The organism is Brevibacterium siliguriense, assembly GCF_900105315.1.
Lineage (GTDB): Bacteria > Actinomycetota > Actinomycetes > Actinomycetales > Brevibacteriaceae > Brevibacterium > Brevibacterium siliguriense.
In genome coordinates, this window is record NZ_LT629766.1 from 3,902,827 (window position 1) to 3,926,892 (window position 24,066).

Annotated in this window: 18 protein-coding genes; 3 read left to right on the top strand and 15 right to left on the bottom strand. The window is 62.7% G+C overall.

Annotation, left to right across the window (positions count from 1 at the left end; genetic code table 11):
• Window position 1: 1 nt before the first annotated feature.
• The 5 genes from BLU88_RS17525 to BLU88_RS17545 are packed head-to-tail and all read right to left on the bottom strand — an operon-like array spanning window position 2 to window position 5,620.
• Window positions 2–973, bottom strand: a complete 972-nt coding sequence (locus tag BLU88_RS17525) for an ABC transporter ATP-binding protein (RefSeq protein ID WP_231939491.1) — start codon at window positions 971–973, stop codon at window positions 2–4.
• The gene (locus tag BLU88_RS17530; RefSeq protein ID WP_092016776.1) at window positions 973–2,007 is read right to left on the bottom strand and encodes an ABC transporter ATP-binding protein; all 1,035 of its coding nucleotides are present in this window, start codon (window positions 2,005–2,007) and stop codon (window positions 973–975) included. Before BLU88_RS17530 ends, BLU88_RS17525 begins: the two co-directional genes overlap by 1 nt.
• A gap of 12 nt (window positions 2,008–2,019) precedes the next feature.
• Entirely contained in the window at window positions 2,020–2,916 is an 897-nt protein-coding gene (locus tag BLU88_RS17535) for an ABC transporter permease (RefSeq protein ID WP_092016778.1), read from the bottom strand.
• Window positions 2,913–3,881: an ABC transporter permease gene (locus tag BLU88_RS17540; RefSeq protein WP_092016781.1), complete on the bottom strand. Its 969-nt coding sequence runs from the start codon at window positions 3,879–3,881 to the stop codon at window positions 2,913–2,915. The genes BLU88_RS17535 and BLU88_RS17540 overlap by 4 nt, the downstream gene beginning before the upstream one ends.
• Window positions 3,878–5,620: an ABC transporter family substrate-binding protein gene (locus BLU88_RS17545; protein WP_092016783.1), complete on the bottom strand. Its 1,743-nt coding sequence runs from the start codon at window positions 5,618–5,620 to the stop codon at window positions 3,878–3,880. Before BLU88_RS17545 ends, BLU88_RS17540 begins: the two co-directional genes overlap by 4 nt.
• Before the next feature lie 230 nt (window positions 5,621–5,850).
• Between BLU88_RS17545 and BLU88_RS17550 the strand changes: the two genes are divergently transcribed.
• Window positions 5,851–6,630, top strand: coding sequence for a TetR/AcrR family transcriptional regulator (locus BLU88_RS17550; RefSeq protein ID WP_092017637.1), 780 nt, complete (start codon window positions 5,851–5,853; stop codon window positions 6,628–6,630).
• Here BLU88_RS17550 and BLU88_RS17555 read toward each other — a convergent pair.
• The 5 genes from BLU88_RS17555 to BLU88_RS17575 all read right to left on the bottom strand — a co-directional run bounded on the left by BLU88_RS17555 (window position 6,554) and on the right by BLU88_RS17575 (window position 12,495).
• Complete coding sequence (locus BLU88_RS17555; RefSeq protein WP_092016785.1) at window positions 6,554–8,611, bottom strand: prolyl oligopeptidase family serine peptidase; 2,058 nt, start codon at window positions 8,609–8,611, stop codon at window positions 6,554–6,556. The two genes, BLU88_RS17550 and BLU88_RS17555, sit on opposite strands and share 77 nt — an antisense overlap.
• A complete protein-coding gene (locus BLU88_RS17560) occupies window positions 8,608–9,732 on the bottom strand; it encodes a M20/M25/M40 family metallo-hydrolase (RefSeq protein ID WP_157689192.1) in 1,125 nt (374 codons plus the stop codon). Before BLU88_RS17560 ends, BLU88_RS17555 begins: the two co-directional genes overlap by 4 nt.
• 103 nt (window positions 9,733–9,835) lie before the next feature.
• Window positions 9,836–10,756 (bottom strand): alpha/beta fold hydrolase, encoded by a 921-nt coding sequence (locus tag BLU88_RS17565; RefSeq protein ID WP_092016787.1) that lies wholly within the window; start codon window positions 10,754–10,756, stop codon window positions 9,836–9,838.
• Window positions 10,757–10,958: 202 nt separating this feature from the next.
• Window positions 10,959–11,741 (bottom strand): glucosamine-6-phosphate deaminase, encoded by a 783-nt coding sequence (gene nagB, locus BLU88_RS17570; RefSeq protein ID WP_092016789.1) that lies wholly within the window; start codon window positions 11,739–11,741, stop codon window positions 10,959–10,961.
• Window positions 11,742–11,796: 55 nt separating this feature from the next.
• Window positions 11,797–12,495 (bottom strand): FadR/GntR family transcriptional regulator, encoded by a 699-nt coding sequence (locus tag BLU88_RS17575; RefSeq protein WP_092017639.1) that lies wholly within the window; start codon window positions 12,493–12,495, stop codon window positions 11,797–11,799.
• 201 nt (window positions 12,496–12,696) lie between these two features.
• On the opposite strand from BLU88_RS17575, the gene BLU88_RS17580 reads away from it, so the two are divergent.
• A complete protein-coding gene (locus tag BLU88_RS17580; RefSeq protein ID WP_231939492.1) occupies window positions 12,697–13,857 on the top strand; it encodes an SPFH domain-containing protein in 1,161 nt (386 codons plus the stop codon).
• A 281-nt stretch (window positions 13,858–14,138) separates the two neighbouring features.
• On the opposite strand, the gene BLU88_RS17585 is transcribed toward BLU88_RS17580, so the two are convergent.
• Window positions 14,139–15,344 (bottom strand): NAD(P)-dependent malic enzyme, encoded by a 1,206-nt coding sequence (locus BLU88_RS17585; protein WP_092016791.1) that lies wholly within the window; start codon window positions 15,342–15,344, stop codon window positions 14,139–14,141.
• Between the two features lie 701 nt (window positions 15,345–16,045).
• On the opposite strand from BLU88_RS17585, the gene BLU88_RS17590 reads away from it, so the two are divergent.
• Complete coding sequence (locus BLU88_RS17590; RefSeq protein ID WP_092016793.1) at window positions 16,046–18,481, top strand: hypothetical protein; 2,436 nt, start codon at window positions 16,046–16,048, stop codon at window positions 18,479–18,481.
• A 254-nt stretch (window positions 18,482–18,735) separates the two neighbouring features.
• On the opposite strand, the gene speB is transcribed toward BLU88_RS17590, so the two are convergent.
• The 4 genes from speB to BLU88_RS17610 all read right to left on the bottom strand — a co-directional run bounded on the left by speB (window position 18,736) and on the right by BLU88_RS17610 (window position 24,025).
• Window positions 18,736–19,683, bottom strand: a complete 948-nt coding sequence (speB, locus tag BLU88_RS17595; RefSeq protein ID WP_092016795.1) for an agmatinase — start codon at window positions 19,681–19,683, stop codon at window positions 18,736–18,738.
• Window positions 19,684–19,721: 38 nt separating this feature from the next.
• Window positions 19,722–21,266 (bottom strand): aldehyde dehydrogenase family protein, encoded by a 1,545-nt coding sequence (locus tag BLU88_RS17600; protein ID WP_092016797.1) that lies wholly within the window; start codon window positions 21,264–21,266, stop codon window positions 19,722–19,724.
• A 195-nt stretch (window positions 21,267–21,461) separates the two neighbouring features.
• Window positions 21,462–22,481, bottom strand: coding sequence for an alcohol dehydrogenase catalytic domain-containing protein (locus BLU88_RS17605; RefSeq protein WP_092016799.1), 1,020 nt, complete (start codon window positions 22,479–22,481; stop codon window positions 21,462–21,464).
• A 107-nt stretch (window positions 22,482–22,588) separates the two neighbouring features.
• Window positions 22,589–24,025: a purine-cytosine permease family protein gene (locus tag BLU88_RS17610; RefSeq protein WP_092016801.1), complete on the bottom strand. Its 1,437-nt coding sequence runs from the start codon at window positions 24,023–24,025 to the stop codon at window positions 22,589–22,591.
• Window positions 24,026–24,066 lie beyond the last annotated feature (41 nt).

Genomic DNA, 24,066 nt, shown 5'->3' on the forward strand with positions numbered 1-24,066 from the left:
CTCACACCTCTGGGTGGTGGCAGGCAGCCGTCGTTCCATTGTTGCGCAGCTGACCGATGGGCACCTCGACGGCGCATACCTCGGTGGCCTTCCAGCAGCGAGTCCGGAATGGGCATCCCGATGGCGGGTCAAGGGGGCTGGGGATGTCCCCGCTGAGCGTGATGCGCTCTCGACCACGCTCCAATCGCGGATCCGGGATCGGCACCGCCGAGAGCAGCGCCTTCGTGTAGGGGTGAGCGGGAGATTCGAAGAGCTGCTCAGTCGGGCCCGATTCGACGATCGTGCCCAGGTACATCACCACCACCTGATCGCAGAGGTAACGCACGACCGAGAGATCATGGGCGATGAAGACATAGGTCAGCCCCAACTCACGCTGGATGTCTGCCAGCCGGTTGAGCACGCCCGCTTGCACACTGACGTCGAGTGCACTGACCGGCTCGTCGAGCACGATCACCTCCGGCTCCACGGCGAGCGCGCGGGCGATGCCGATCCGCTGCCTCTGCCCACCGGAGAACTGATGCGGGTATCGCTGGGCGTACTCAGGTCGCAGGCCGACCATGTCGAGGAGCTCACTCACCCGCGCGGGCCGACGGCCCGCCGCCAATCCGTGGATCTCCATCGCCTCGGTCAGCGCACTGCCGATCGTCAGCCGCGGATTGAGCGAGGCGAAAGGATCCTGGAAGACCATCTGCACCTTCCTGCGCACGGTTCTGAGTTCATCCCCGCGAACATCCTCGATCGGATTGCCGCCGAGGCGGATGCTGCCGGAGTCGATGCCGTGCAGGCGCACGATCGAGCGCCCCAAGGTGCTCTTTCCGCTGCCGGACTCGCCGACGATGCCCAGAGACGTCCCCGCGGGGACGTCGAGGCTGACACCGGACACGGCGTGGACGGTTCCGGTCCGCCGCCGGAACAGTCCGGATCTCACAGGGAACGTCTTGACGACCTCGTCGACTTCGAGGCTGGTGGACATCATCGGCTCCTGTTCTCTTCGGTTGAGCATCCGGCAGCTCGCAGTTCTCGGACTTCGGCGATGCGCACGCACGCGGCGCCGTGACCATCGGTCACCTCGATGAAGGGGATCTCCCTCTCATCGCAGAGACCTGCCACCGCATACTCGCACCGCGGGGCGAAGCGGCATCCCGGCGGCATCGCCGTCGGATCCGGCGGGGTGCCGGGGATCGAATAGAGCGGAGAATCGCGCTGCTGATCGAGACGCGGCATCGAATCAAGCAGGCCCATCGTATAGGGGTGGGCAGTGGTATAGAACAGTTCATCGACCGTCGCCTCTTCGACCTTCCTGCCCGCGTACATGACCAGTACCCGGTCCGCGATTCCCGCCACTACACCGAGGTCGTGGGTGATGAAGACGAGAGCACAGCCGGTTCGCTCCTGCACTCGCCTGAGGACGTCGATGATCTGCGCCTGGACTGTGACGTCGAGGGCGGTCGTCGGTTCGTCGGCGATGATGAGATCCGGGTCATTGGCGATACTCATCGCGATCATGATCCGCTGCCGCATGCCTCCGGAGAATTCGTGGGGGAACTGGTCCACGCGCTGTTCCGGAGTGGGAATGCCGACCGTGTCGAGGAGCTCGATCGCCCGCTCCCGCAGGTGAGCTCGACTCGCTTCCCGCGCGTGGACCCGCACCGCCTCGGCGAGCTGCTCCCCGACGGTGTGCACGGGGTTGAGCGCGGCGAGCGCATCCTGGAAGATCATGGCGACGCGGTTGCCGCGCAAGGCTCTCAGTTCGTCCTCCGTGCGGCCAAGCAGCTCCTCGCCTCGGAACCGGATCGATCCGCTCACCTGTGCCGCACGCGGCAGCAGACCCATCACCGCCATCGAGGTGATCGATTTGCCGGAGCCTGATTCTCCGACGATTCCGAGGATCTCGCCCCCGGAGAGGGTGAAGTTCAGTTCGGACACCGAGGTGGCCTCCTGCCCGTCCGTGGTGAAGACGACGGTGAGGTCGCGGACCTCGAGCATCGTCTGCAGTTCGTCATTCATGGTGAGTCCCGATCAGCGTTGGGTTTGAGGGTCGAAGGCGTCACGCAGCCCATCGCCGATGAAGTTGACGGCGAGCACCGTGAGGAGGATGAGGAATCCGGGATAGAGCAGCAGATGCACCTGCGGGGTGCCAAGCAGTCCGGCCGCCTGACTGAGCAGATTCCCCCAGCTTGAGGCTGGCGGCTGTACGCCGAAGCCGAGGAAGCTCAGGGTCGATTCCGTGATGATCGCTGCGGCGACGGCCAAGGACACGTTGACGGCGATGACCCCTGCCAGATTCGGCACGAGGTGGCGCAGCATCACCCGCAGGGGTGAGGCTCCGAGGACGATGGCAGCCTCGACGAACTCTTTCTCCTTCAGCGACAGCACCTGGCCGCGCGCGACTCTGGCGATGACGGTCCAGGCCAGGGACGAGAGTGCGAGCACGATCGTGAAGGTCGACGTGCCGAAGCCCTGTAGGATGAGCGCAAGCACGGCCAGCGGGGGAACGATGAGGAAGAGGTCGACCAGTCGCATGATGAGTTCATCGATCCAGCCGCCGACGTACCCGGCGATCGAGCCGAGGAGGATTCCGACTGCGGTGGCCAGAACGCCCACGCCGAGCCCGACCGACATCGAGACCCGTCCGGCGTAGAGCAGCTGGCTGAGGAAATCACGGCCCAACTGGTCGGTGCCCAGCCAATGTGCGGCGCTGATGCCTGAGGAGCCGGTGATGAGATCCTGCTGGTTCTCCGGGTATGGTGCCAGCCACGGTGCGCCGAAGCAGGCGATGACGAGGACACCGAGGATGACCATTCCGGTCAGAGCCAACCGGTGGCGGAAGAAGCGTCGGGCGAAGAGCCTCAGCTGCGTGGGTTCAGTACGAACCCGCTCGCCGGAGCTCCTCTGGCTGAAGCGATTCTGAGTCATGACAGTTTCACTCTCGGATCGAGTCGAGCATAGGAGAGATCGGCGATGAGGTTGAAGACGACGATCGTCAGTGCCACCAACATCATCCAGGACAGCACCAGCTGTGCGTCACCGGCGAGCAGGGAATCAAGCAACAGTTTGCCCATACCGGGGACGGAGAAGATCTGTTCGGTGACGACCAGCCCGCCGAAGAGCAGTCCGGCGTCGAGGAAGACCACGGTGATGAAGGGTGCCAGGGAGTTGCGCAGGGCGTGCCTGATGATCACCTGCACCCGGGGCACCCCTTTGGCCCGCGCGGTGCGCACATAGTCACTGCTCAACGCCTCCAGCATCGAGGCCCGACCATATCGGCTCCATCCGGCGACGAGGGTGATCGTCATCGTCACCACGGGCAGCGCGAGATGCCGCAGATAGTCGAGGCCGAACCCTCCCTCACCCACCGAGTGCAGACCGACGAAGAACAGGGGCGGCTCGCTCAGGTCCCACATCTGGACCGGCAGAACACCGAGTACCTGGATGAGTAGGAGACCGAACCAGAAGGCCGGCAGTGCGATGCCGATATAGGACGCCGTCGTGAGCGCATAGTCAGGGATGCTGTACTGCTTCACCGCAGAATAGGCTCCGACTATGAGGGCGAACAGCGCGCCGAGGACGACGCCACACACGATGAGCTGGATCGTCGGCCCCGCCGCGTCGAGGATCATGTCGGTGACTTCGCGTCCGGTCCGGGAGCTGATTCCCCAGTCGCCGGTGACGAATCCTGTGAACCAGTCGAGGTACTGCTTGGGGATCGGCTGGTCGAGTCCGAGACGTTCCGTCTCTCGTGCCAGTGCTTCAGGATCCTGGGATTGACGGAGTTCTGACAAGGGGTCGAACGCCCGGCGCACCGCCCAGAAGAGCAGGAACGAGGCAATGATGACGACGGGGATCGAGTAGATCAGTCGGCGCAGGGCGTAGGTGATCATGACCGGCCCTCCTGCCCGGCCAGGCTCCACTGCTCGAGATTCCAGAACGGCCCTTCGGAGGGGTTGTTCCTGATCGGCCCGTGGAGACGGTCGGTGGTCATGACGATGTTGGGCACCGTGTCGATGGGAATCGCAGGCACCGCCTCGGCGATGAGCTTCTCCGCCTTCGTCGAAGCGGAGATCCGCTCCTGACGGTCGGTGCTTCGGGCGACTGTGTCGAGCAGACCGTCGAGGCCGTCGACCGAGGTGCGAGTGAAGTTGATTCCGGAGAAGCCGTTGTCCTCGGACGGGACGGAGTCCGAGGTGAGGATGCCGTCGAGGCTGGGTTCGGGGACGGTGTCGATGAGTGTCCACAGCCCGACTTCGTATTCGCCTTTGGGGGCCACGTCGACGAACAGGGCCGCAGGTGCGACATTGGCGATGGTCATATCGAATCCAGCCTCGGCGGCCTGCTTCTGCAGAATCTGCTCGGTCAGCTCGCGACGCTGGTTGCCGGCCTGAGACGTGATCCGGAAGCTTGCGGTCTTTCCGTCCTTGGCCCAGATCCCCTCCGAGTTCCTCTCCCACCCGGCCTCGGTCATCAGCTCTTCGACCCGGCCCGGATCCTTTGTGTACCTCGCGAAGTCGGCAGCGGCGAAGGTGCCGTTGAGGGGAGTGAGCAGACTTTCCTGAGTCTCATCCACGCCGAGCCGACCATAGAGTCGTTCGACGATGGCGGGTCGGTCGATCGCATGAGCGAAGGCCTGTCTGACGGCGACATCGTCGAAGGGAAAAGCGTCGTTGTTGAGCCACATCGCCTCGAGGTTGCCCGATTCCGTGTCCACGATGATGTCGGTGTTGGGCACGCCTGCCTCGATCTGGCTGAGGGCGTCGAACTGCGGGGTCGGATAGAGGGCCTGGACCTGCCCGCTCTTGAGTGCGAGGAAGGCCGCGGCGGTGTCAGTGATGAACTGGAACGTAACTCGATCGAGTTCCGGCTTCACTCCCCAATAGTTGTCGTTGGGCACCAGTGTCACGGAGGTTCCCTTGATCCATGACTCGATCTTCCACGGGCCTCCGGAGAAGGAGTAGCCGTCCTTCATCATCGCTGACCGGTCCTTGCCTTCGAGCAGGTGGGCCGGCAGCACCGAGTAGTCGCCGCTGAAGAGCTTCTTCCATGCGCCGTACTCGCTGCCGAGGGTGACAACCGCGGTCTTCTCATCGACGGCGTCGATCGATTCGATCTCCGAGTAGCCGCTTTTGTCGAAGACGTCTTCACCATCTCGGATCTGCAGGCCGGTGTACTCGAAGTCCTTTCCGGTGATCGGCGTTCCGTCCGACCACCGCGCCTCGGGAGCGATCCGGTAGGTGATCACCTGTTTGCCGGAATCTGTGACTGTGACCTCGGGCTCCCCGGCGAGCAGATTCGACGGAGTGAGCATCCATTGCCCCTTGACCTCCCGTGTCACGAAAGCTCGCGGAAGGGTGGGCTGCCGCATGGTGTAGCTGCCCCAGATGGCGGCTGCGCAGGTGGCGATCCAATCGGCGCAGTCGGGTTCCTGTTCGGCCCCGATGACGATCTGGTTGTCGGTATCTGCGGCCGGCCCCGAGGCGCCTCTGGGAGTGGTACACCCGCTGAGGGCCAGGGCCAGAATGCAGACACAGGCGGTGATCCAACGCAGTGGGTTCCGCCTGCGCCCGATTCGGCGTACGACTGCCCGGTGGTGGTCAGGTCTGATCTGTGTGCTGAAACTCGGCATCGATGTTCCCTTCGTTCTCCGCTCGATGGTCCGGGCCGAGTGGCACTTCGAACGGGTACCGGACGTCAGCGTCCAGTGGCACTGCCATCAGATTAGCGACGATCGACAGAGTTAGCAATACGTTTAGTCAATGTCTTTGACTATCTTCTGGACTTACTCACTTCCCAACAGAGGTCCGACTGATTAAGGTGAAGGGACGGACCGGCGATGGCAATGACGACAGGAGCACAGTGACGACCTCGGATCCCACGAGCAGCACAGCAGACGAGCTTGGAGCCCCGCAGGCCTCAGCGGCTCCGGCGCCCAAGCAGAGACGCAAACGCGATTCGCTCAATCGTGAGGTGATCCTCGAAGCCGCGGAAGCCATCGCCTCACGGGACGGCCTGGAGAAGCTGACCTTCCAGTCCCTGGGCGCCGAGCTCCAAGCGCATCCGACCTCGATGTACCGTCACTTCAAGGACAAGGACGAACTCGTCCGCGCCCTCCTCGATTCGCTGCGCGACCGGTCCTATCTCGGATCGCTCGTGCACACCGATGATTGGCGCGAGGATCTGAGGATCGCCGGACGTGTCGTCCACGACCACTATCTGCGCTATCAGCAGTTCGCCCAGCAGATGGCCGCCCGCACCACCCGGCTGCCGCGGGAGTTCGCCAACATGGAATTCCTGCTGCAGGCCCTTCTCGCCGCTGGGTTCAGCCCCGACGACGCCCTGCGCTATCAGCGCGTGTTCGGCAACTACGTGCGGGCTCTGTCGAGCATCGAGGCTGCCTCGCATGCTCTGCCCGCGGAGATGCAGGCAGAAGACGAGCTGGCTTGGCGGATGCAGTTCGAGCGACTCGACCCGGAGGACTTTCCGGCACTAACTGCAGCAGGACGCCCCTTCCTCGGCATCGGGGACACTCAGACCTTCGACACCGGACTCGAAGTCCTCATCAAGGGGCTGGAGGCCCTGGCTGCGGAGAGTCGCGAGGCTGCGGCGAACCGGACCACCGCTGACCCGCCTCAGTAAGCGCGATCAGCTCGAGCTCCGTGGTCAGCCATTCGGATTCGAGAGTCGTTCCGGTCGGTGTGTGACCTGCGTCGAACCATTCGATGAGTACGTCTCCGCCTGCGGCCCGGAGTGCGTCCACGTACTTTCGAGCCTGGGCAGGAGGCGTCCGAGTATCACGCGCACCCTGGAACAGCACCGCTGATCCCCGGACCTGCTCGACATAGCTCGTCGCGGACAATTTGCGGCAGGCTTCCTCGAAGCTCAGCTCACCCCGGGACAGCACCGTCTCCCAGACGGGCCGCAGGGCAGCATTCATCTCAGCGAAGGCCGTCGCCCAATCCGCCATGGCGACGATGGCGAACCCGCCGGCGAAGAGATCCGGCAGGCGCCCCAGGGACAGCAGGGTGAGATGACCTCCGTAGGAGGCTCCGGTGATGTAGCTGCTCAACGGGTCGGCGATCCCATGCTCCGCGAGGCACTCCATTGCCGCACGGATATCAGCGATCTCGCGGTCGCCGTACCCGGTCCAGAATCCCTCCCGCAGTGCGCGCCCGAAGCTCACCGAACCGTGATAGTTCAGCGCTGCGTATGCGAAGCCCTCATCGAGCCACGACTGCGCCACAGGCGAATAGGCATCGGTGGTGACCAGATTTGGTCCTCCGTGCACCGACAGGATCGTCCCGCGTACCTCTCCACTGGGCACAGCCCACCACAGCTGCACCGGCGTGCCCTCAGCTCCCGGGATCATCTCCGAGGTGAACTCGATCCCTTTCGGCACATCCGGTGCCGCAATGATCGTGGCAGGCTCCGAACCATCGGACGTCGATTCGATGCGCAGCAGCCTCGGCGGACGCGCCCAGGACTGCTCGAAGCACATGACCCCGCCGTCGGCGAGGTAGGACTGCGCCTCATAGGCGAATTCGGCGGCGACATCGGGGACCGCGTAGCTGCCGGTGCCGTCCCGGACTACTTCCAGGACCCCCGCCACGGTGTCGATGAGGATGAGCCGATGGATGCCCTCATCGATGTGAAGAGCGAGAATGCGATCGCGCCGAGGATCCCAGTCGAGCGGCTGCAGTTCACCGTCGAGCTCCATAGCGTCGAAGTCCGATCGCTGACCGGTCGTCGGATCCCAAATGGCCGGTCGGGCAAAGCCGCTGCGCTCGGTGCTGAGCAGAATCCTCTGGTCTCCGGAAATCGGAGAGAATCGCACGGCACGCACGGGACCGGCGGGCAGATCATCGCACACGGCCACCTCGGCGCCGGTGGAGGCATCGATGACGGTCACTGCGGTGCGTCGCACCCCCGGGTTGTGGTCGGTGCTGTCGACGCTGAGCAGACTGCCGTCAGCGGAGATGTGGCCGTACCAGGCCTCATCGGTCGACGACCAGACCACTCGGGGCGTTCCCCAACCAGCACGGTCGGCGATCCCGGACGCGGAATCCGCGGTTTCGGTCGCCGGCGCCTGGGCGGTGGCACCGCTGCTCGTCAATGCAGGAGCAATGTTTGACTGCCAGTCCGGAACGGGTACGGACAAGAGGTGGAATCCCTCGTCGTCGACGATCGTGGCCAGGAGCGTTCTTCCATCGACCGAAAAGTCGATTCCGCGGATCACGTAGGCCGCGCGTCCCGGTGTCAGCTCGACTCGGTTCCGCCCGTCGACAGAACAGGCGACAAGTCCGCCGACCTCGGAGCCGCCGTCATCGTCGAGGCCGACCACCCAGCGGCCGTCGGCGCTGATGGCTCCGTCGAAGCCGACAGGGAACGGCAGTGTCTGGGAGACCTCCCAGTTTCCGTCGATCTGGCTGAGGATCCGCCCTGACGAGGAGACCCGCCCGTTGTCGATGACGAGCGCAGTCCGCGGATCCGCTCCGGCCGGGCGCACGCAGTGCAGCCTGGCGCTGTGGAATCGCTTTTTCCACGCGGGCGAGCCGAGGGCCCGACCCGGATCCGCGTTCGGCACACCGGTGTCGGATGTTCCGCTGTGTTCTGTCGTCATGAGATGCTCTCCTGATTCTCCCCGTTTGCCCGCTCGGTTTCTTTCCTCCGCGGGGCCCGCTCTCTCTTTTCATTCGATGCGATCGTCAGTGAGTCGCCGTCGACGCTGCGGATGCTCCGGATGAGCTCGGCGGTCAGCTCCGCTCGCTCGACCATGGAGCTCAACCGCACCCATTCATGTCGTGCATGTGCGCCGTCGCCGATCGGCCCCAATCCGTCCAAGGTCGCCGTGCCCGCCGCGGCAGTGAAGTTGCCGTCGGATCCTCCTCCGACCTCGACCGCGTCGAGTTCGGGCTGGCCGAGACGCTCGGCCGACTGCTGGGCTAGGCGGCAGAGCACGACCGAGGACTCGACAGGCATGGGTGGACGGTTGATTCCGCCGTGCACCGCGATTCCAGCGCCGGGGTGGAGCGGTGCCAGAGCGCCGAACACCGCATCGACGCGTTCGAGTTCGGCGAGACTCCAGGCTCGAACATCAACCTTTAGTGAGGCCTCGGCCGGCACAGTGTTGACGGCAGTTCCGCCGCTGGCCACCGACGGAGTGACATGAGTATCAGCTTCGGTCGAAGCTGCACGCGAGACGGTCTGGATGACGTGGGCGAGTTCCCGGAGGGCGTTGATCCCTTTGGCCGGATCCAATCCGGCATGCGCAGCCACTCCCGTGATCTCGACTCTGTAGATGCCGACCCCTCGGCGGGCGATCTTCAGCGCGCCGCCGAGGCTGGGTTCGAGGATGAGTACCGCTCGATGAGCCCGAGCAGCTTCCTCGATGAGACCCCGAGAGGTCACTGAACCTGTTTCTTCGTCGCCGGTGATGAGGAGAGAGAGGTCCGCCGTGTCCTGCAGCGCCGTGAGCGCTTCGAGCGCGGACACGATACCGGATTTCATGTCGAAGACGCCGGGACCGGTGGCGCGATCTTCGGCGACGGCAAAGGGGATCTCGGCGAGCGTACCGACGGGCCAAACGGTATCTGCGTGGCCGAGGATGAGGATGCCCCCGGGCTCGGGGCCTCCCAGTACAGATGGTCGGATCCCCCGTTCGTCAGAATCTCTCCGCGACGAGCAGGGCCCGCGCCCCCGCTCAGCGCCTCGGTTGCCCAGCCGTCGATGAGGTCGAGGCACGCACGGATACCCTCCCGATGACCGGTCGGCGATTCGATTTCGACGAGGCGGCGCAGACGGTCCGTGAGCAGCTCGGCGGGTGTGCCCATGTGCGAAGACGCGCTCATCCGAGGGCCCCATCATCGGCATCCACGCTCTCGAGATCCTCCTCGGCGAGGAAGTCGAGCAGTCGGGCGGCAACCTTGCCCGGGGCTTCCTCGGCAAGATAGTGATCGGACTCGATGGCGGCACCGGTGACAGAGTCTGCGTACTCACGCCAGACGTCGACCACATCGAAATTCGTACCCACGTAGCCCGCCGAGCCCCACAGGGCCAGAAGAGGCATGTCCAACGTCCTGCCCCGGTCCCGATCGGCCCGATCATGATCGAGGTCGATGCTGGCCGCGGCCTGATAGTCGGCCGTCGAACCTTCGATGGCACCCGGCTGAAGGAAACACCGTTCGTATTCGGCGTAGGCTGCCTCGGCGATGGCCTCTCCCCCGGCATGACGTCCAGTGAAGCGGCTGCGAAGCCAGGTCTGCGGGTCGGCTCTCTGCAGTGATTCGGGCATGCCTCCGCGCTGGGAGAGGAAGAACCAGTGGAAATAGGAACTGGCCATGGCTCGGTCGACATTGTCGAACATGTGCAGTGTCGGCACGATGTCGAGCACGGCGATTCGACTCACCGCCTCCGGCTGATCGAGCCCCAGGCGGTGGGCGACTCTCGCACCTCGGTCGTGACCGACCACCGCATATCGGTCGAACCCGAGAGACGCCATGAGCCGATGCTGGTCAGCCGCCATCTCCCGCTTCGAGTAGTTCGAGCGATCTTCGACAGGTGCCGGCTTCCCTGAGTCCCCGTAGCCTCGCAGGTCAGCAACGATGACGGTGTGCCGTTCGGCGAGGGCCGGCGCGACGCGATGCCACATGTGGTGAGTCTGCGGATAGCCGTGCAGCAATAGGACCGGAGTGCCGGCTCCACCTTTCCAGGCTCGAATGGTGACGCCCTCGCGCTCGCTGCCCACCGATGCAAATCCTTCGAACACAGCGAAAACCTCCTTTGGTCTTCGAAAACTTGTTAGTCAATTACTTAGACTATCGTGATTGCCAGCAATAGCAAGATCCCAAGGCGGTCAGAAGTGGGTAGTTGGATTCGCAGAAGGCCCCTCACCCATGCAGGGGTCGGCGACAACAGACATGACTCCCCGCAGGTTCATCAACGAGGACGAGAAGCAGTGCGTTACACGCTCAGAGGCTCTGCCACTCCGGCTTGTTCTCGTAAGCGTGGCGATAATAGTCGCCGAGCTGCAGCCTGGAGGCCGACGCATCATCGAGCAGGACCGTGACGTGCGGATGCATCTGCAGCACGGTCGCCGGCCACATCGCCGAGATCGGCCCTTCGATCATCTGGTGCACGGCCTCGGCCTTATTGCCGCCGGTCGCTACGAGCAAGAGATGCTTAGCGTCCATGATCGTGCCCAGCCCCTGCGTGAGGCACAGCTTCGGCACCTGCTCGACGTCGCCGTCGAAGAACCGCGCATTGTCGATCCGCGTCTGGTGCGTCAGGGACTTCACTCGGGTCCGCGAGGCTAGGGATGATCCGGGTTCGTTGAACGCGACGTGGCCGTCGGTGCCGATGCCGAGGATCTGCAGATCGATTCCGCCCGCCTCGGCGATATTGCGTTCATAGTCCGCCGAGGCGGCCGCCAGGTCTTCGGCGGATCCGTCGGGACCGTGGACGGCCCCCTCGGCGAAGTCGACCCGGGAGGCGATCTCGGTGTCGATGACGTTGCGATAGCGTTGCGGATGGTCGTCGGCGATTCCGACGTATTCGTCGAGCATGAACGCCTGCGCATGGGCGAAGGACAGCCCTTCGTTCTTGTGACGGGTCGTCAGCTCGTCATAGATGCGCAGCGGGCTCGAACCGGTCGCCAGCCCGATGACCGGCGCGGATTCCGTGCGCACCAGCCGCTCGATCGCGTCGGCGGCGAGTTCCGCCAGCGTGTATTCATCGGCGATGACAACTTCCATCAGTTCTCCTTCGGCACTGGCCCGGTCAGTTGTGCGGGCGTCTGTCTGCAGTCAATCATTTCTGCTCGAGGGCCCGCATGATCGGCTCATAGTGGGCGGTGATCGCGGCGCGGAAGGCCTCAGCATCGCCGGATTCCGCCGCTTCGAGCATGAGTCCGTGGGACCCCGCGGTCTGCTCCAGATCGGACGCCACGGCCACGTTGAGTTTGGGCAGGACGGCCGTGTGCACGTCCCAGAAGGCGGCGACGAGTTGGCCGACGAGCGAGTTGCCCAGCTTCGCGAGCAATCCCGTGTGAAAGGCGCGATCCTGCTGCGGGAAGGTCTTGCCGGCGGCGGCGAGCGCAGTCATCTCCTCGACCAGGGCCGTGAGTTCGGAATTCTCCGTGCCCTTGAGAGCGTCGACGATCTGCTCGGACATTCCGCGATCGAGGGCCTTGCGCACTTCGACGACATCACGCAGCGCGTCGAGGTCGTCACCGGGGCTGAGCACACCGCGGAACACGAGGGCTTCGACGAGGGCGTCGAGGGTCATCTCGCCGACGTAGGTGCCGTGTCCGTGGCGGACATCGACGATGTCGAGGGTGGAGAGTTTGCGGATGGCTTCCCGGACGTTCGACCGCGAGACGCCGAGGCGGCTGCACAGTTCACCTTCGGTCGGCAGGAGGTCCCCGGGACGCAAGCCATCGGAGAGGATGAGATCCTTGATCCTGTCGGAAGTCGTCACTTTCCGGCCGGGGGCTGTCGTCTCCGCCATGATCACCTTCTCCTGGTCGTTCCACGCTGAGCTTCCAGTATACGTCTGACATCAGATGTGTAGTCGGCCGTTCTTCGATGTGGAGACAGGTGGGCCGTGCCATCAACCGACCTTGGCGTATGCGGAAGTCGTTCCGGCCACTAGGGTGGTAGTCACATACGGTCGCTCGGCGGCCGACATCTACGACGCATTGGAGCACTCATGACTGGATTGGTGTCCACATTCGCCATCATCATCGTCATCCTCGTCATCGCCGTTCTGCTGTTCGGCAAGCTGCGTACCAGCATGTTCTTCACGGTGAAGACGCAGGAGAACGTCATCGTCGAACGGTTCGGCAAGTTCAAGAAGGTCGCGAAGCCGGGACTGAATACGAAGGTGCCGTTCATCGAGACGACGAGTCGGCCGATCTCATTGCGAGTTCAGCAGCTCGAGGTCAACATCGAGTCGAAGACGAAGGACAATGTCTTCGTCACGGTTCCCGTCGCCGTTCAGTACGTGGTCGAAGAGGACAATGTCGCCGACGCTTACTACCGTCTGGCGAACTCCGAGGAGCAGATCCGGTCCTATGTCTTCGATACCGTTCGTTCGGCGCTGTCCGGTCTGACCCTGGACACGGCGTTCGAGTCGAAGGACGATATCGCGGAGAACGTGGAGCGCCGGCTCTCGGAGTCGATGAAGCGCTACGGGTTCAAGATCGTGAGCACTCTGGTCACGGATATCACCCCGGACCCGAAGGTGCGCGATTCGATGAACTCGATCAATGCCGCACAGCGTGACCGCGTCGCCGCGCAGTCCCTCGCCGAGGCGGACAAGATCAAACGCGTCACTCAGGCCCAGGCGGAGTCCGAGGCGATGCGCCTGCACGGTGAGGGTGTCGCCGCTCAGCGCAAGGCGATTGCGACCGGTATCGCCGAGCAGTACGCGAAGCTGCAGGAGGTGGGCATCGACAAAACTGCCGAGCAGCTGCTGATGATGACCCAGTACTTCGACACCATGCAGAACGTCGCGCAGGAGGGGCGGTCGAACGTGCTGTTCATGCCCTCGAACCCGGGAGGCCTGGGCGAGATGGGCCAGGAGATCCGCAACGCCCTGTTCGCCGCCAACGCCGCCGAGGACGGAGCGACCTTCACTGCACCCGAGAGCCGGTACGCGTCGAGTAACCGCTCGGAGCAGGCCAGCGTTCCGCCGCAGCCGACGAACCCGCCGAGCTCAGATGGGCACGGCGGCTCTGACGGGTCGGGCGGTTCCGGTAGTTCAGGCCAGTCCCTCGGGCAGTCCGTTCGATCTGCGGCGCAGTCCGCGCGGGAAGCTGCTCAGCAGTGGAAGAACAGCCACCAGCCGCCGCAGAACCCTCAGCAGTAATGCAGCATCACCCACCGAGCACCTCACCCCTCTACTGCAGAAGGAAAAACCACTAAAGGTGGGTGATGCCCACGGATCGCGGCGTTGAGGCACCAACGGTGAGTGATGTTCACGCACCCCCTACGCACACATAAGGGCGGGCGAGGAAGTTTCGACTTCCTCGCCCGCCCTTTGCGTTGGAACTGTCTGGCCGCCTCGGCGAGGTTTTGACCCCAACCTCTGCGCCAGCTATTCCTCAACTCAGCGCCAGCCCTACTCGAATTGGGCCGTACTAGCTCGACTCAGCGCTTGGCCATGGCCTCGAGCGCGGACTTCTCGACCGCCTCGGCGACGGCCGGCGCCACACGAGAATCGAGCGCACCGGGCACGATATAGCCGGGCTCGAGGTCATCGCCGACGAGATCTGCGATCGCACGAGCCGCGACGAGCTTCATATCGTCGGTGATCTCGGCGGCATCGGCGTCGAGCGCGCCACGGAAGATTCCGGGGAATGCGAGGACGTTGTTGATCTGGTTCGGGAAGTCGCTGCGCCCGGCGGCCACCACGGTGGCGTACTTGGAAGCGACATCGGGGGCCACCTCGGGGTTGGGGTTCGACAGGGCGAAGATGATCGCATCGTCGGCCATGTTGGCCAGGTGCGCCTCGTCGATGGTGCCGCCGGAGACGCCGATGAAGGCATCCGCGCCGTCGAGGGCTTCGCCGATCCCACCGGAGATTCCGCGCGGGTTCGTCGACTCGGCGAGGAACTGCTTGGTCTCGGTCAGGTCGGAGCGGCCGGACTCGACGATTCCCTTGGAATCGAGGACGACGATGTCGTTGACACCGGCGTCGGCGAGGATCTTCACCACGGCCACACCGGCGGCACCCGCGCCGGAGACGACGACACGGACGGACTCGAAGGACTTCTTCACCACGCGCAGAGCGTTCGTCAGCGCGGCGAGTACGACGACGGCCGTTCCGTGTTGATCATCGTGCATGACGGGAATGTCGAGGGCTTCCTTCACCCGGTCCTCGATCTCGAAGCAGCGCGGAGCGGAGATGTCCTCGAGGTTGATCGCGCCGAAGGTCGGGGCCAAGCGGACAATGGTTTCGACGATCTCGTCGGTGTCATTGGTGTCAAGCACGATCGGGATCGCGTTGAGTCCCGAGAACGACTTGAACAGGGCGCACTTGCCTTCCATCACCGGCAACGAGGCGGCCGGACCGATGTCACCGAGGCCGAGCACGGCCGATCCGTCGGAGATGACCGCGACGAGTCGACCGGTCCACGTGTGCGTGCGCGCCAGCTGCGGCTCCCCCTTGATCGCGGTGCACACCTTGGCCACGCCCGGGGTATACGCGATCGAGAGGTCGCGTTGGGTCTGGAGCGGTGAGGTGAGCTCTGCCGAGAGCTTGCCTCCTTCGTGGGCGGCGAAGATCTCCTCATCGGTGATGGGAGTCGGCGCGTTCTGGCTCGAAGCGGTCGAGTTTTCAGCGGTGGTCGTCATAGTTGATCCTCGTGGTTGATGCGGCAACAGGGCGTATTCTCTGTTGCCGACAGTGATCGTCTGAACCCGGGCCATCGGAAGTGAGGCCTCGGCGGCCATGCTTGGGTTCGCCGAGGTGGTCCTGACGAAGAACTGGTCACCAGTGAAGGATGGTGCGGTGACGCCTGCACGCCCTGTGGTGCAGACCCCAGGTGAAGGGCGCCGCAGGTGCGTGCTGTGCGGATACGGCTCGCATAAGGGCGAGTGTCGACCTCATGGGTCGCATCCGGCAACCCGATCAGCATAACCGATGACGTGACGTGTTTCACCCGAGAATCCGCCCCTCACCGAGGTTGCCCTCACTTTCGATGGCTTGTTCTCCGAACCTTTGGACCCCGCGGGAGGGCCGTCGTCATCGTCTTCGCCGAGGTGGCACCTCCCGATCTATCGCCGAGGCGGCAGACCCCGATGCTCTTTCACCGGGGCGACACGTCCCGAAACCTCATCTGAACTGCACCGATGGAGCCCAACGTTCTCATGTCAGTGCCGAATGCAATGATAACGAGAGAACGAAATCAATCATGATCTGACATCGAACTATATTCGAATCTTTTCGCTGTTGCCTATTGTCTATGGCCATTGGATCATCTACTATAGAGTTAGCAGCTTTTCAAATCAGCACCACTTCCCCGACAACGAAGTCCGAGGCAGGTGAAAACGCAATGAAGGGCACCACCACACGCTCGACCCCAGGCCATGCCGAAGAGACGGGCATGGGACAGCCGTCGCCCCGATTCGCCATCCGCTTCGAATCCAGCATGTCTCGCTTCGCCGAGAATGCTGTCGCTTCTGACCGCGCGCATTTCTCGCTCCTCGAGTCGGTTTCTTCGGTCGTACTCGAACAGGTTTTCATCGGCTTCGAGCTCCCCATGCCCGAGGGCTCCGAACCGTTCCGCTGCGAGACGATTGCCGCAACCTTCGATCGTCGCGAGAAAGAGTCAAGAGAATCAGAGCAGAGAGCCGGCTTCGGCTCGGCGAAGATACGTGAGACGGCCTCTGTGAACGCATCGTCTTCCACAGACCGTCCCACCTCCGCAGCTGTGGTGCCCTTTGATGCCGACTTCGCCCGCAAGCAGCTGAAGGAGGCGGCTGTGCCCGACAATACGGCGCTGCCGGAATTCCCCGAGCTCGATGAAGGCATCTGCTTCTCGAAGTGGGTCTATGACTATGTCGATGCCGAGGATCTCGTTGAGATCTCGACGGTGTTGGGGACCAATACTGCGCGCACCTATCGTCAGCTGACCGGCGCAATGACGATCTTCTATGGTCTTCCCCGTTTCGCCGACCGTGTCCGCGCCGGGGATTTCACCCAGGCGCATGTCGACGTGGTTGCCCGCCAGTGTGCCGATGTCCCGTTTGAGTTCCTTCCGAAACTCGATATCTTCCTCGCCGCCAGACGCGCCGATATCACCTGCGAGACCCTGCGCCGCGATCTGGCGAAGATGATCGCACTGCTCATTCCACCTGTCGACAGAACCGAGCTCGCAGCCAAGCGTCGTCGCGTCGATGTCGAAGGCTACAAGGACGGCTCGGCCTGCCTGACCGTCAGCGGCCCTTCGGCTGAGATCTTCGCCTGTTACAACCGGATCCAGGGCATGGCTCTTGCTGTGCACGGCAAGAACAAGTCGGCATTCAATCTGCCAGTGGGCGTTGAGATCAGCGATGACCGTTCGATCTCACAGCTCGAGTACGATCTATTCGTACGTCCTGTGCCGGAGCTCAAGGTCAAGGTCGTGTCGGTCGATCCTGTCACGGGAATCCAAATAGCCAAAGACACGTCACTGCTCGATGCCGACGGTGAGCTCATTCCGGACATGGACTCCGATGACGCAGTCGGCGACTTTGCGAAACACGTCGCCTCGGACTCAGCTGGCCACGTTGGGGAGTCATCCGACGGGAGTGCGGCTGCCGGCCAGTCCGTCGGTTCGGCGTTCCGCCCTGACTCTGAGCCTGCTGATGGCCCCGTTGAGTATTTCGTCAAGCTGCGTATGCCTACCAACGCGTGGTGGCTGTCGCATCAAGCCGCCACCGTGGTGACCGTTCCCTTCCTCACCCTCACCGGAGGCTCGGAACTGCCCGGCACCTTTGCCGACGGCTCGCCTGTACCCGCCGAGGTGGCCCGAACTATCGCCGGCCGCTCGAAGAGCATCCAACGGATCCTCACCGACCCCGCTACCGGGACTCCGATCGACGCCAAAGCAACGACGTACAAGGTGCCCAGAGATCTTCGGAAGACCTTGGTCGAGCAGTGGACGGTGTGCACCGTTCCCGGCTGCTCGCGTCGGGCCGAGAAGTCGGAGATCGATCATGTCGTTCCGTTCTTCCACCTGGATCCGCTCAAGGGCGGTCTCACCCGGTTCGGAAACCTGCATCCTCTGTGCAAGAAGCATCATGCGTTGAAGACCGCCGGCCGCCTTCGGGTCACTATGCCCAAATCCGGTGAGCTCGATTATGAGTTCAAGCACGGGATTGCCACCACTGTGTCGGCACCGGGCCAGCCGATCAATGTTGCCCAAGCGCTTGAATTCGATTCCCTAGGACGACTGGGTCTCAAGCGGTGGAAACTGCCTTGGTCTATGGTTCCCGCCGCACCGGCGGTGCTCGAGCTCATGCCAGGTGAGTCGACGATTCGTCAGCGCGACGAAGAGGAGCGCCGCCGCGAGGAGCGTGAAGCTCGACAACGGCGGCTGTCGGAGGAGTATCAGGAGCAGCAGGCTGAAATCAAGCGGCTGCGGCTGGTGCGTTGCCTCAATTGGGAGAAGTCTGCCCACCAGCCTTGCCTTCCGACTGGTGTCGACCCCGCGGCCAGAAAACAGCTGACCGGAGACCGCCGTAAGGCCTACCGGATTCAGATGGCTCAGATCAATGCGGAACGAGCACGCTTACGGAAAGAAGAGGCGCGGAAGAAGAAAGAAGCCGCGTCCAAAGAGGCCAAGGTCGCCGCCCGGGAAAAGGCTGCCGTCGCCGAGGCACTCGCTGACGTTTCACCGCGGTTCACGCCGGACAGCTCGGGAACCACTGACCCTTGGGATTCCCGCTACGTACCAACAAAGGTCAACTGGGACCACGACCTCGAGGTCGATCCCCCGCCGTTCTGACCCGGTTCGCAGTGATTGACCGCGCTTGCCTGCTCCATCCCTCACCAACTGAAACTACACAAAACTTGCGCAGGGTCCACCGACAGAGCTGCCGTTTGTCTTCGCGGGTTGTAGGCACCAGCCGACCGCTCCCCCACCTCAATTGGGGCCGTTCACGCATAGACCAGCGCACCGAGGATGTTCCTCGGTGCGCTGACGGTTCCTGAAGCCCGCCGGCGATTCGAGGCGCTGGTTCAGGTCACCGGCTCACTGAATCACTCTCTCGTCAACAGAGCCATCATCTCGAAGACAAGTGTGGCAGCGGCCAAAGAGGTGATATCAGCGTGATCGTAAGCGGGAGCAACCTCGACGACGTCTGCGCCGACGATGTTGAGTCCAGACAGGCTTCGGATGATGCGTAGAATCTCACGCGAATGCATCCCACCCATTTCCGGGGTACCAGTGCCGGGCGCGAAAGCTGGGTCAAGCACGTCGATGTCGATCGAAAGGTACACAGGCATATCACCGATGCGTTCTTTAATCCGGGCAGCTGTACCGTCGGCTCCGATCTCATCGATGTCTGAACAACGGATGATCTGGAAGCCGAACTCGTGGTCGCGGAGGAAATCGTCTTTGTCATAGACTGGCCCACGAATGCCCACGTGCATCGACCTGCCCTCGACGAGCAGCCCCTCTTCGAAAGCCCGACGGAACATCGTCCCGTGGGTAATTTCCTGTTCAAAATAGGTATCCCAGGTGTCGAGGTGGGCATCGAAGTGCAGGAGTGCAACTGGACCGTGGACAGCTGTGGTGGCTCGGATCATCGGCAATGCAATCGTGTGGTCACCGCCGATCGCGATGACCGTCTTTCCCTCAGCAACGAATTGAGCGGCCTGTTCTTCGATCTGTTTGACCGCCACGTTGTTGTCATACGGGGTGCATGCGAGGTCACCGCCGTCGACGAACTGCGCCTTCTCCACCGGGGTCGTGCCGAGCTCGACATGATACCCGGGTCGCAGCAATCGCGATGCCTCCCGTACAGACGAAGGCGCGAAGCGTGCCCCGGGGCGGAACGAAACTCCGCCGTCGAAAGGAACACCTACGATTGCCACATCGTAGTCGGGGACGTTATCGGCTTGAGGCAGCCGGGCAAAAGTGCCGAGTCCGGCATAGCGCGGCACCTTGGTGGCGTCAACAGGACCGATCGGGTTGCTGATAGTCATGAAGTTCTCCTTCGAGTGTGTAGTCGGAAGGCCCGGGCTCAAGGCAGGGTGATCCAAACTGTCTTCGTCTCGGTGACGAAATCAAGCTGCTCGGTGCCGAGATCACGGCCGAAGCCGGACTTCTTATAGCCGCCGAAGGGCATCGCCGGATCGATCGAACTCTGTGCATTCACGTAGACTGAACCAACCTTCAGTCCCTGAGACAGCTCGTGCACCACATTGAGGTTGTTTGAATAGATGGTTGCTGCAAGTCCGTATTCGCTGTCGTTGGCCAGTTCGAGGGCCTGGTCCTGAGAACTGAAACGACCAGCGACCAGAACTGGGCCGAAGATCTCATCACGCACGATCGTCATGTCATTTGTGCAGTCGCCGAAGATCGTCGGTTCCACGTAGAACCCGGGGCCTTCTGCAGTGTTGCCGCCGCACAGCAGAGTGGCTCCTTCCTCAACACCCTTGGCGATGAATCCGGTGACTGTCTTCAGCTGACTCTCTGACACGACGGGGCCGATGGCCGACTCCGGGTCGAGGCCAGGCCCCATGGCCCATGTGCGAGTGTGTTCGACGAGCTTGGCCATGAACTCGTCGTAGATGCTGTCTTGGACATACAACCGGGAACCAGCGTCACAGATCTGGCCCGCGTTCGAGAAGATGCCCAGCGCAACCTCTTCAACTGTCTTCTCGATATCACAGTCGTCGAAGACAAGGACGGCGGATTTCCCTCCGAGCTCCAGCGTCATTCGGGTCATGTTGTCCAACGCCGCGTGACCAACCGAGGTTCCGGTCGCCGTCGAACCGGTGAACGTGACCTTGTCGATGCGAGGATGGGCGGCGAGCGCAGCGCCGACCTTCGATCCTTTGCCGGTGAGCACGTTGACGACACCGTCGGGAATCCCTGCCTCGGCGACGAGTTCGGCGAAGCGCAGCGTGGTCAGAGAGGTGATCTCCGGAGGCTTGATGACCGTAGTGCAACCTACAGCCAGAGCCGCACCCAGTTTCCATGCCAGCGTCTGCAGTGGGAAGTTCCACGGCACGATGACACCGATGACCCCGACAGGCTCCTTGCGGGTATACGTGACATAGTTGCCGGGCAACGATGAAGCCTGACCGCTGCGGCCCGAGACCTTGGAGGCCCAGCCCGCGAAATAGCGGTAGGTATCGATCGTGCCCTGGATGTCGAGTTCGGCCTCAGCTAATGGCTTTCCGACGTCGAGCGTCTCCAGCGCAATGAACTCTTCGGCATTGTCTTCAATAAGATCGGCGAGGCGACGCAGCAGCGACTCACGCTCCAGCGGAGTGATCCGGCTCCACTCTCCTCCGTCGAAAGCGCGACGGGCTGCGTCGACGGCGAGCTCGAGGTCCTCGGTGGTGGCCATAGCGATCGTGCCGATCTGCTGAGCAGTAGAAGGTTCGACGATCGGCGCGGTTCCACCGTCCGAAGCGTCGGTCCACCGGCCGTCGATGAGCAGTCGGAGCGGACGGTTGATGAAGTCTCTGGCCGCCTGATTGAGTCCGAATGCATCGAAGTAGGCATCGGCGGATTCGAAGCTCTGCGGAGCCTGGCGGCTGTCAGTCGTGGCAATCATAGTGTAGCTCTTTCTATTGTTCTTGCGTGGTACGGAGTGTGTTCGCGCAGTTCATCTTGCGCGCGTCCCTACTGGTTGTCGGGTACTCCAGCTCTTTGGGGCACGGGGACTTCGTCTCGTCGCCAGCGGAACTATCTGCTTCCTCAGTCAGCAGCAGTTCCTTGCGCCTGTGACGAAGGCTTGGTGGTGCTGCATTCAGAAGTTCACAACCCAGCGGCCTTCGGCTTCACCCTGGTCGAGGCTGCGGAAGGTTTCATTGATTCTGTCGAATCCGGTCGTCTTGATCGTCGAGCGCACGAGGCCTTCCTCTGCCAGCTGCATGACTTGGTCGCGTTCGAGGCGAGTGCCATCGGCGCTGCCGATGATCGTGATACCGAGGTCGATGATCTCAGCGGCCTTGAAGCTGAATGGCTTGTCGGGCAAAGCTACTTGGATGTACTTCGACGTCGGTGCGGCCAGGTCGAACATGTTTCGGAACACCTGAGGTGCCGGGGCAAAGCTGAGCAGAGCGTCCGCACCGCCCAACGTGCGGATCGCTTCGGTCGCTTCCTCACCCGGCGCATAAGCAGCATGAGCGCCGAGAGAAATCGCCGTCTCATGCTTCTTCGGGTCGAGATCTATGCCGATGACCTTTGCGCCGAAGAGCTTCGCATATTGCACCGCGTACTGCCCCAGACCGCCGAGTCCGAAGACAACCACGACACTGCCCGGCTCAATATCGGCCTTGCGTACTGCACTGTAGGCGGTGACTCCTGCGCACAGAAGCGGGCAGGCTTCTTCGGAAGTGAGTGACTCAGGGATCGCGGTAACCCAATCTGAGGGAGCCACTACGTATTCGGCGAAGCACCCCTCGACATCCACGCCGGTGGCTCGACTGTTCTGGCAATAGGTTTCGAGTCCCCGGCGGCATTCCCGACATGTCCCGCAGGCAGAGAACACGAAGCCCACTCCCACTCGCTGACCTTTTTCGGTGCCGCCGACGACATCCTCGCCGAGGCCGACGATCGTCCCTACCCCCTCGTGACCGAGGATCGCTGGTTTGGGGCGGGGCAATTCGTCTTCGCCCTTCCAGAAATGGATATCCGTATGGCAGACTCCGCAGCTCTCCATCTTGATGAGGACTTCTCCCTTACCGGGGTGAGGGATATCGATCTTCTTGAGATCGAGCGGGGCGTTGTCCTCGGTCAGCAGTGCTGCCAGCATGGTTTCAGTCATTGGTTCTTTCACTTTCGACTCTGGGGTTCTTGGGACAGTTCGAGGGTCAGGCGACAGGGACGCTCAGATGATCATCACGACACTTTCGCTGCCGGTCGGTCTCACCATCAGCGAGCCGCCTCGGGGGTCTTCTGATTCACGGTCATATACCCGCCGAGACCACGACGGATGGAGAATATCTCGGACAGGATCCAGTAGATGGCTCCGGCGGCGGCCGCGGTCAGCAGCGATGCAGTCGTGAACACGAAGTAGCCGGAGTGGCTGAACGTGTAGGGGTTGAAGGTGACTGCGAAGAGGATGACTCCCAGCACCATCGCGAACATCGACGCCGGATTGAACCCGCCGATGAAGTAATAGGCCGATTGCCTCCCTTCGACGAACAGTTCCCTCAGTCGCACGATCCGCTTTCGCAGGAGGTAGTAGTCGATGATCATGATGCCGGTCAGCGCGCTGTACAGAGCTGCAGTCCAGACGAGGAAGATCATGAAGCCGTCGTAGAGGCCGGGTACAAGGAAGAGGACGATGATCGGGATGGCGCAGAAGGCGACGACCAGCCATTCCCAGGACAGTCTGCCCAGCAGCTTCTGGAACATCTGCCGCATGCCCACCACCGCCGTGTAGAGGATGTTTGCCATGCTCGTCACATTCGCAAACGCTACGAAGAAGAGGACCACAGCGCTGAGCCAGATTCCTCCGGTTTCGGCCATCCACTGCGTAGGGTCAGCGTTGCCGTACTTCACTGCCCCGAGCATGCCGACGATTTCGCCGGCGATGGCAGCTCCGCAGATCCCGACGAGGTTGGGCCAGAAGGCAACTCGCTCATTCTTCGTGATCCGCGAGAGATTTCCGATGTAGGGCCACCACGAGAAGCCGGCGGCGATGTTGATCTCCACGGCGACCATGAAGTTCGCGCGGTCGGAACTAAATGGACTGTCGAGCGCCTGCATCGAGAGCAGCTCGGCAACCGATGAGTCGTGGAGGAAGAGCCAGATCATCAGCCCCATGATGAGGATCAGAGCAGGGGCGACGATCGTATTGAAGACCTTGATCGAGGTCGGGCCCTTGGCTACGACGAACGCGGTCAGGGCAATGGCCAATATCGTCAGCAGGCTGATGTACCAGCCGTTAGGATTCACTTCCCGTTCTGCGACAACGCTGATGACCGAGTCGATGGAACGGCCGAACATGATGCCGAGGACGACCAGCCACCCGACGGTCAGCAGTACCATAGCGAAGAAGTAGATGAGTCGGCTGCCGTTGTGGCCGAATACGCTGCGCATAAACGTGTACTGCTCGACACCGTACTTGCCCGCAGAGACCGAGACTGCCAGTCCGACGAGCAGAACGCCGAGAACATTGCCGAGGACGATGGCCAACAGACCCTGTTTGACATCGACGACCAGGGCCATCGATCCGCCGATGAGGAAGCCCCATGTGGCGATGGCCAGGGCCGCGTTGGCCCAGGTGTATTCCCAGAAGCCCCAAAGCCGGCTTCGTGACGAGAGAGGGGCGCGACCCCGTTCTGCTTCTAGTGCGTAGTCCATGTGATTACTCTTCTGCTGCCGGCGGCCGAAGGTTCGGGCCG

Coding starts and splice junctions, on each gene's coding strand:
- BLU88_RS17605 (WP_092016799.1), bottom strand. CDS start 22,481: ATGACTGAAACCATGCTGGCAGCACTGCTGACCGAGGACAACGCCCCG.
- BLU88_RS17590 (WP_092016793.1), top strand. CDS start 16,046: ATGAAGGGCACCACCACACGCTCGACCCCAGGCCATGCCGAAGAGACG.
- speB (WP_092016795.1), bottom strand. CDS start 19,683: ATGACTATCAGCAACCCGATCGGTCCTGTTGACGCCACCAAGGTGCCG.
- BLU88_RS17555 (WP_092016785.1), bottom strand. CDS start 8,611: ATGACGACAGAACACAGCGGAACATCCGACACCGGTGTGCCGAACGCG.
- BLU88_RS17585 (WP_092016791.1), bottom strand. CDS start 15,344: ATGACGACCACCGCTGAAAACTCGACCGCTTCGAGCCAGAACGCGCCG.
- BLU88_RS17540 (WP_092016781.1), bottom strand. CDS start 3,881: ATGATCACCTACGCCCTGCGCCGACTGATCTACTCGATCCCCGTCGTC.
- nagB (WP_092016789.1), bottom strand. CDS start 11,741: ATGGAAGTTGTCATCGCCGATGAATACACGCTGGCGGAACTCGCCGCC.
- BLU88_RS17525 (WP_231939491.1), bottom strand. CDS start 973: ATGTCCACCAGCCTCGAAGTCGACGAGGTCGTCAAGACGTTCCCTGTG.
- BLU88_RS17530 (WP_092016776.1), bottom strand. CDS start 2,007: ATGAATGACGAACTGCAGACGATGCTCGAGGTCCGCGACCTCACCGTC.
- BLU88_RS17580 (WP_231939492.1), top strand. CDS start 12,697: ATGACTGGATTGGTGTCCACATTCGCCATCATCATCGTCATCCTCGTC.
- BLU88_RS17535 (WP_092016778.1), bottom strand. CDS start 2,916: ATGACTCAGAATCGCTTCAGCCAGAGGAGCTCCGGCGAGCGGGTTCGT.
- BLU88_RS17610 (WP_092016801.1), bottom strand. CDS start 24,025: ATGGACTACGCACTAGAAGCAGAACGGGGTCGCGCCCCTCTCTCGTCA.
- BLU88_RS17575 (WP_092017639.1), bottom strand. CDS start 12,495: ATGGCGGAGACGACAGCCCCCGGCCGGAAAGTGACGACTTCCGACAGG.
- BLU88_RS17545 (WP_092016783.1), bottom strand. CDS start 5,620: ATGCCGAGTTTCAGCACACAGATCAGACCTGACCACCACCGGGCAGTC.
- BLU88_RS17600 (WP_092016797.1), bottom strand. CDS start 21,266: ATGATTGCCACGACTGACAGCCGCCAGGCTCCGCAGAGCTTCGAATCC.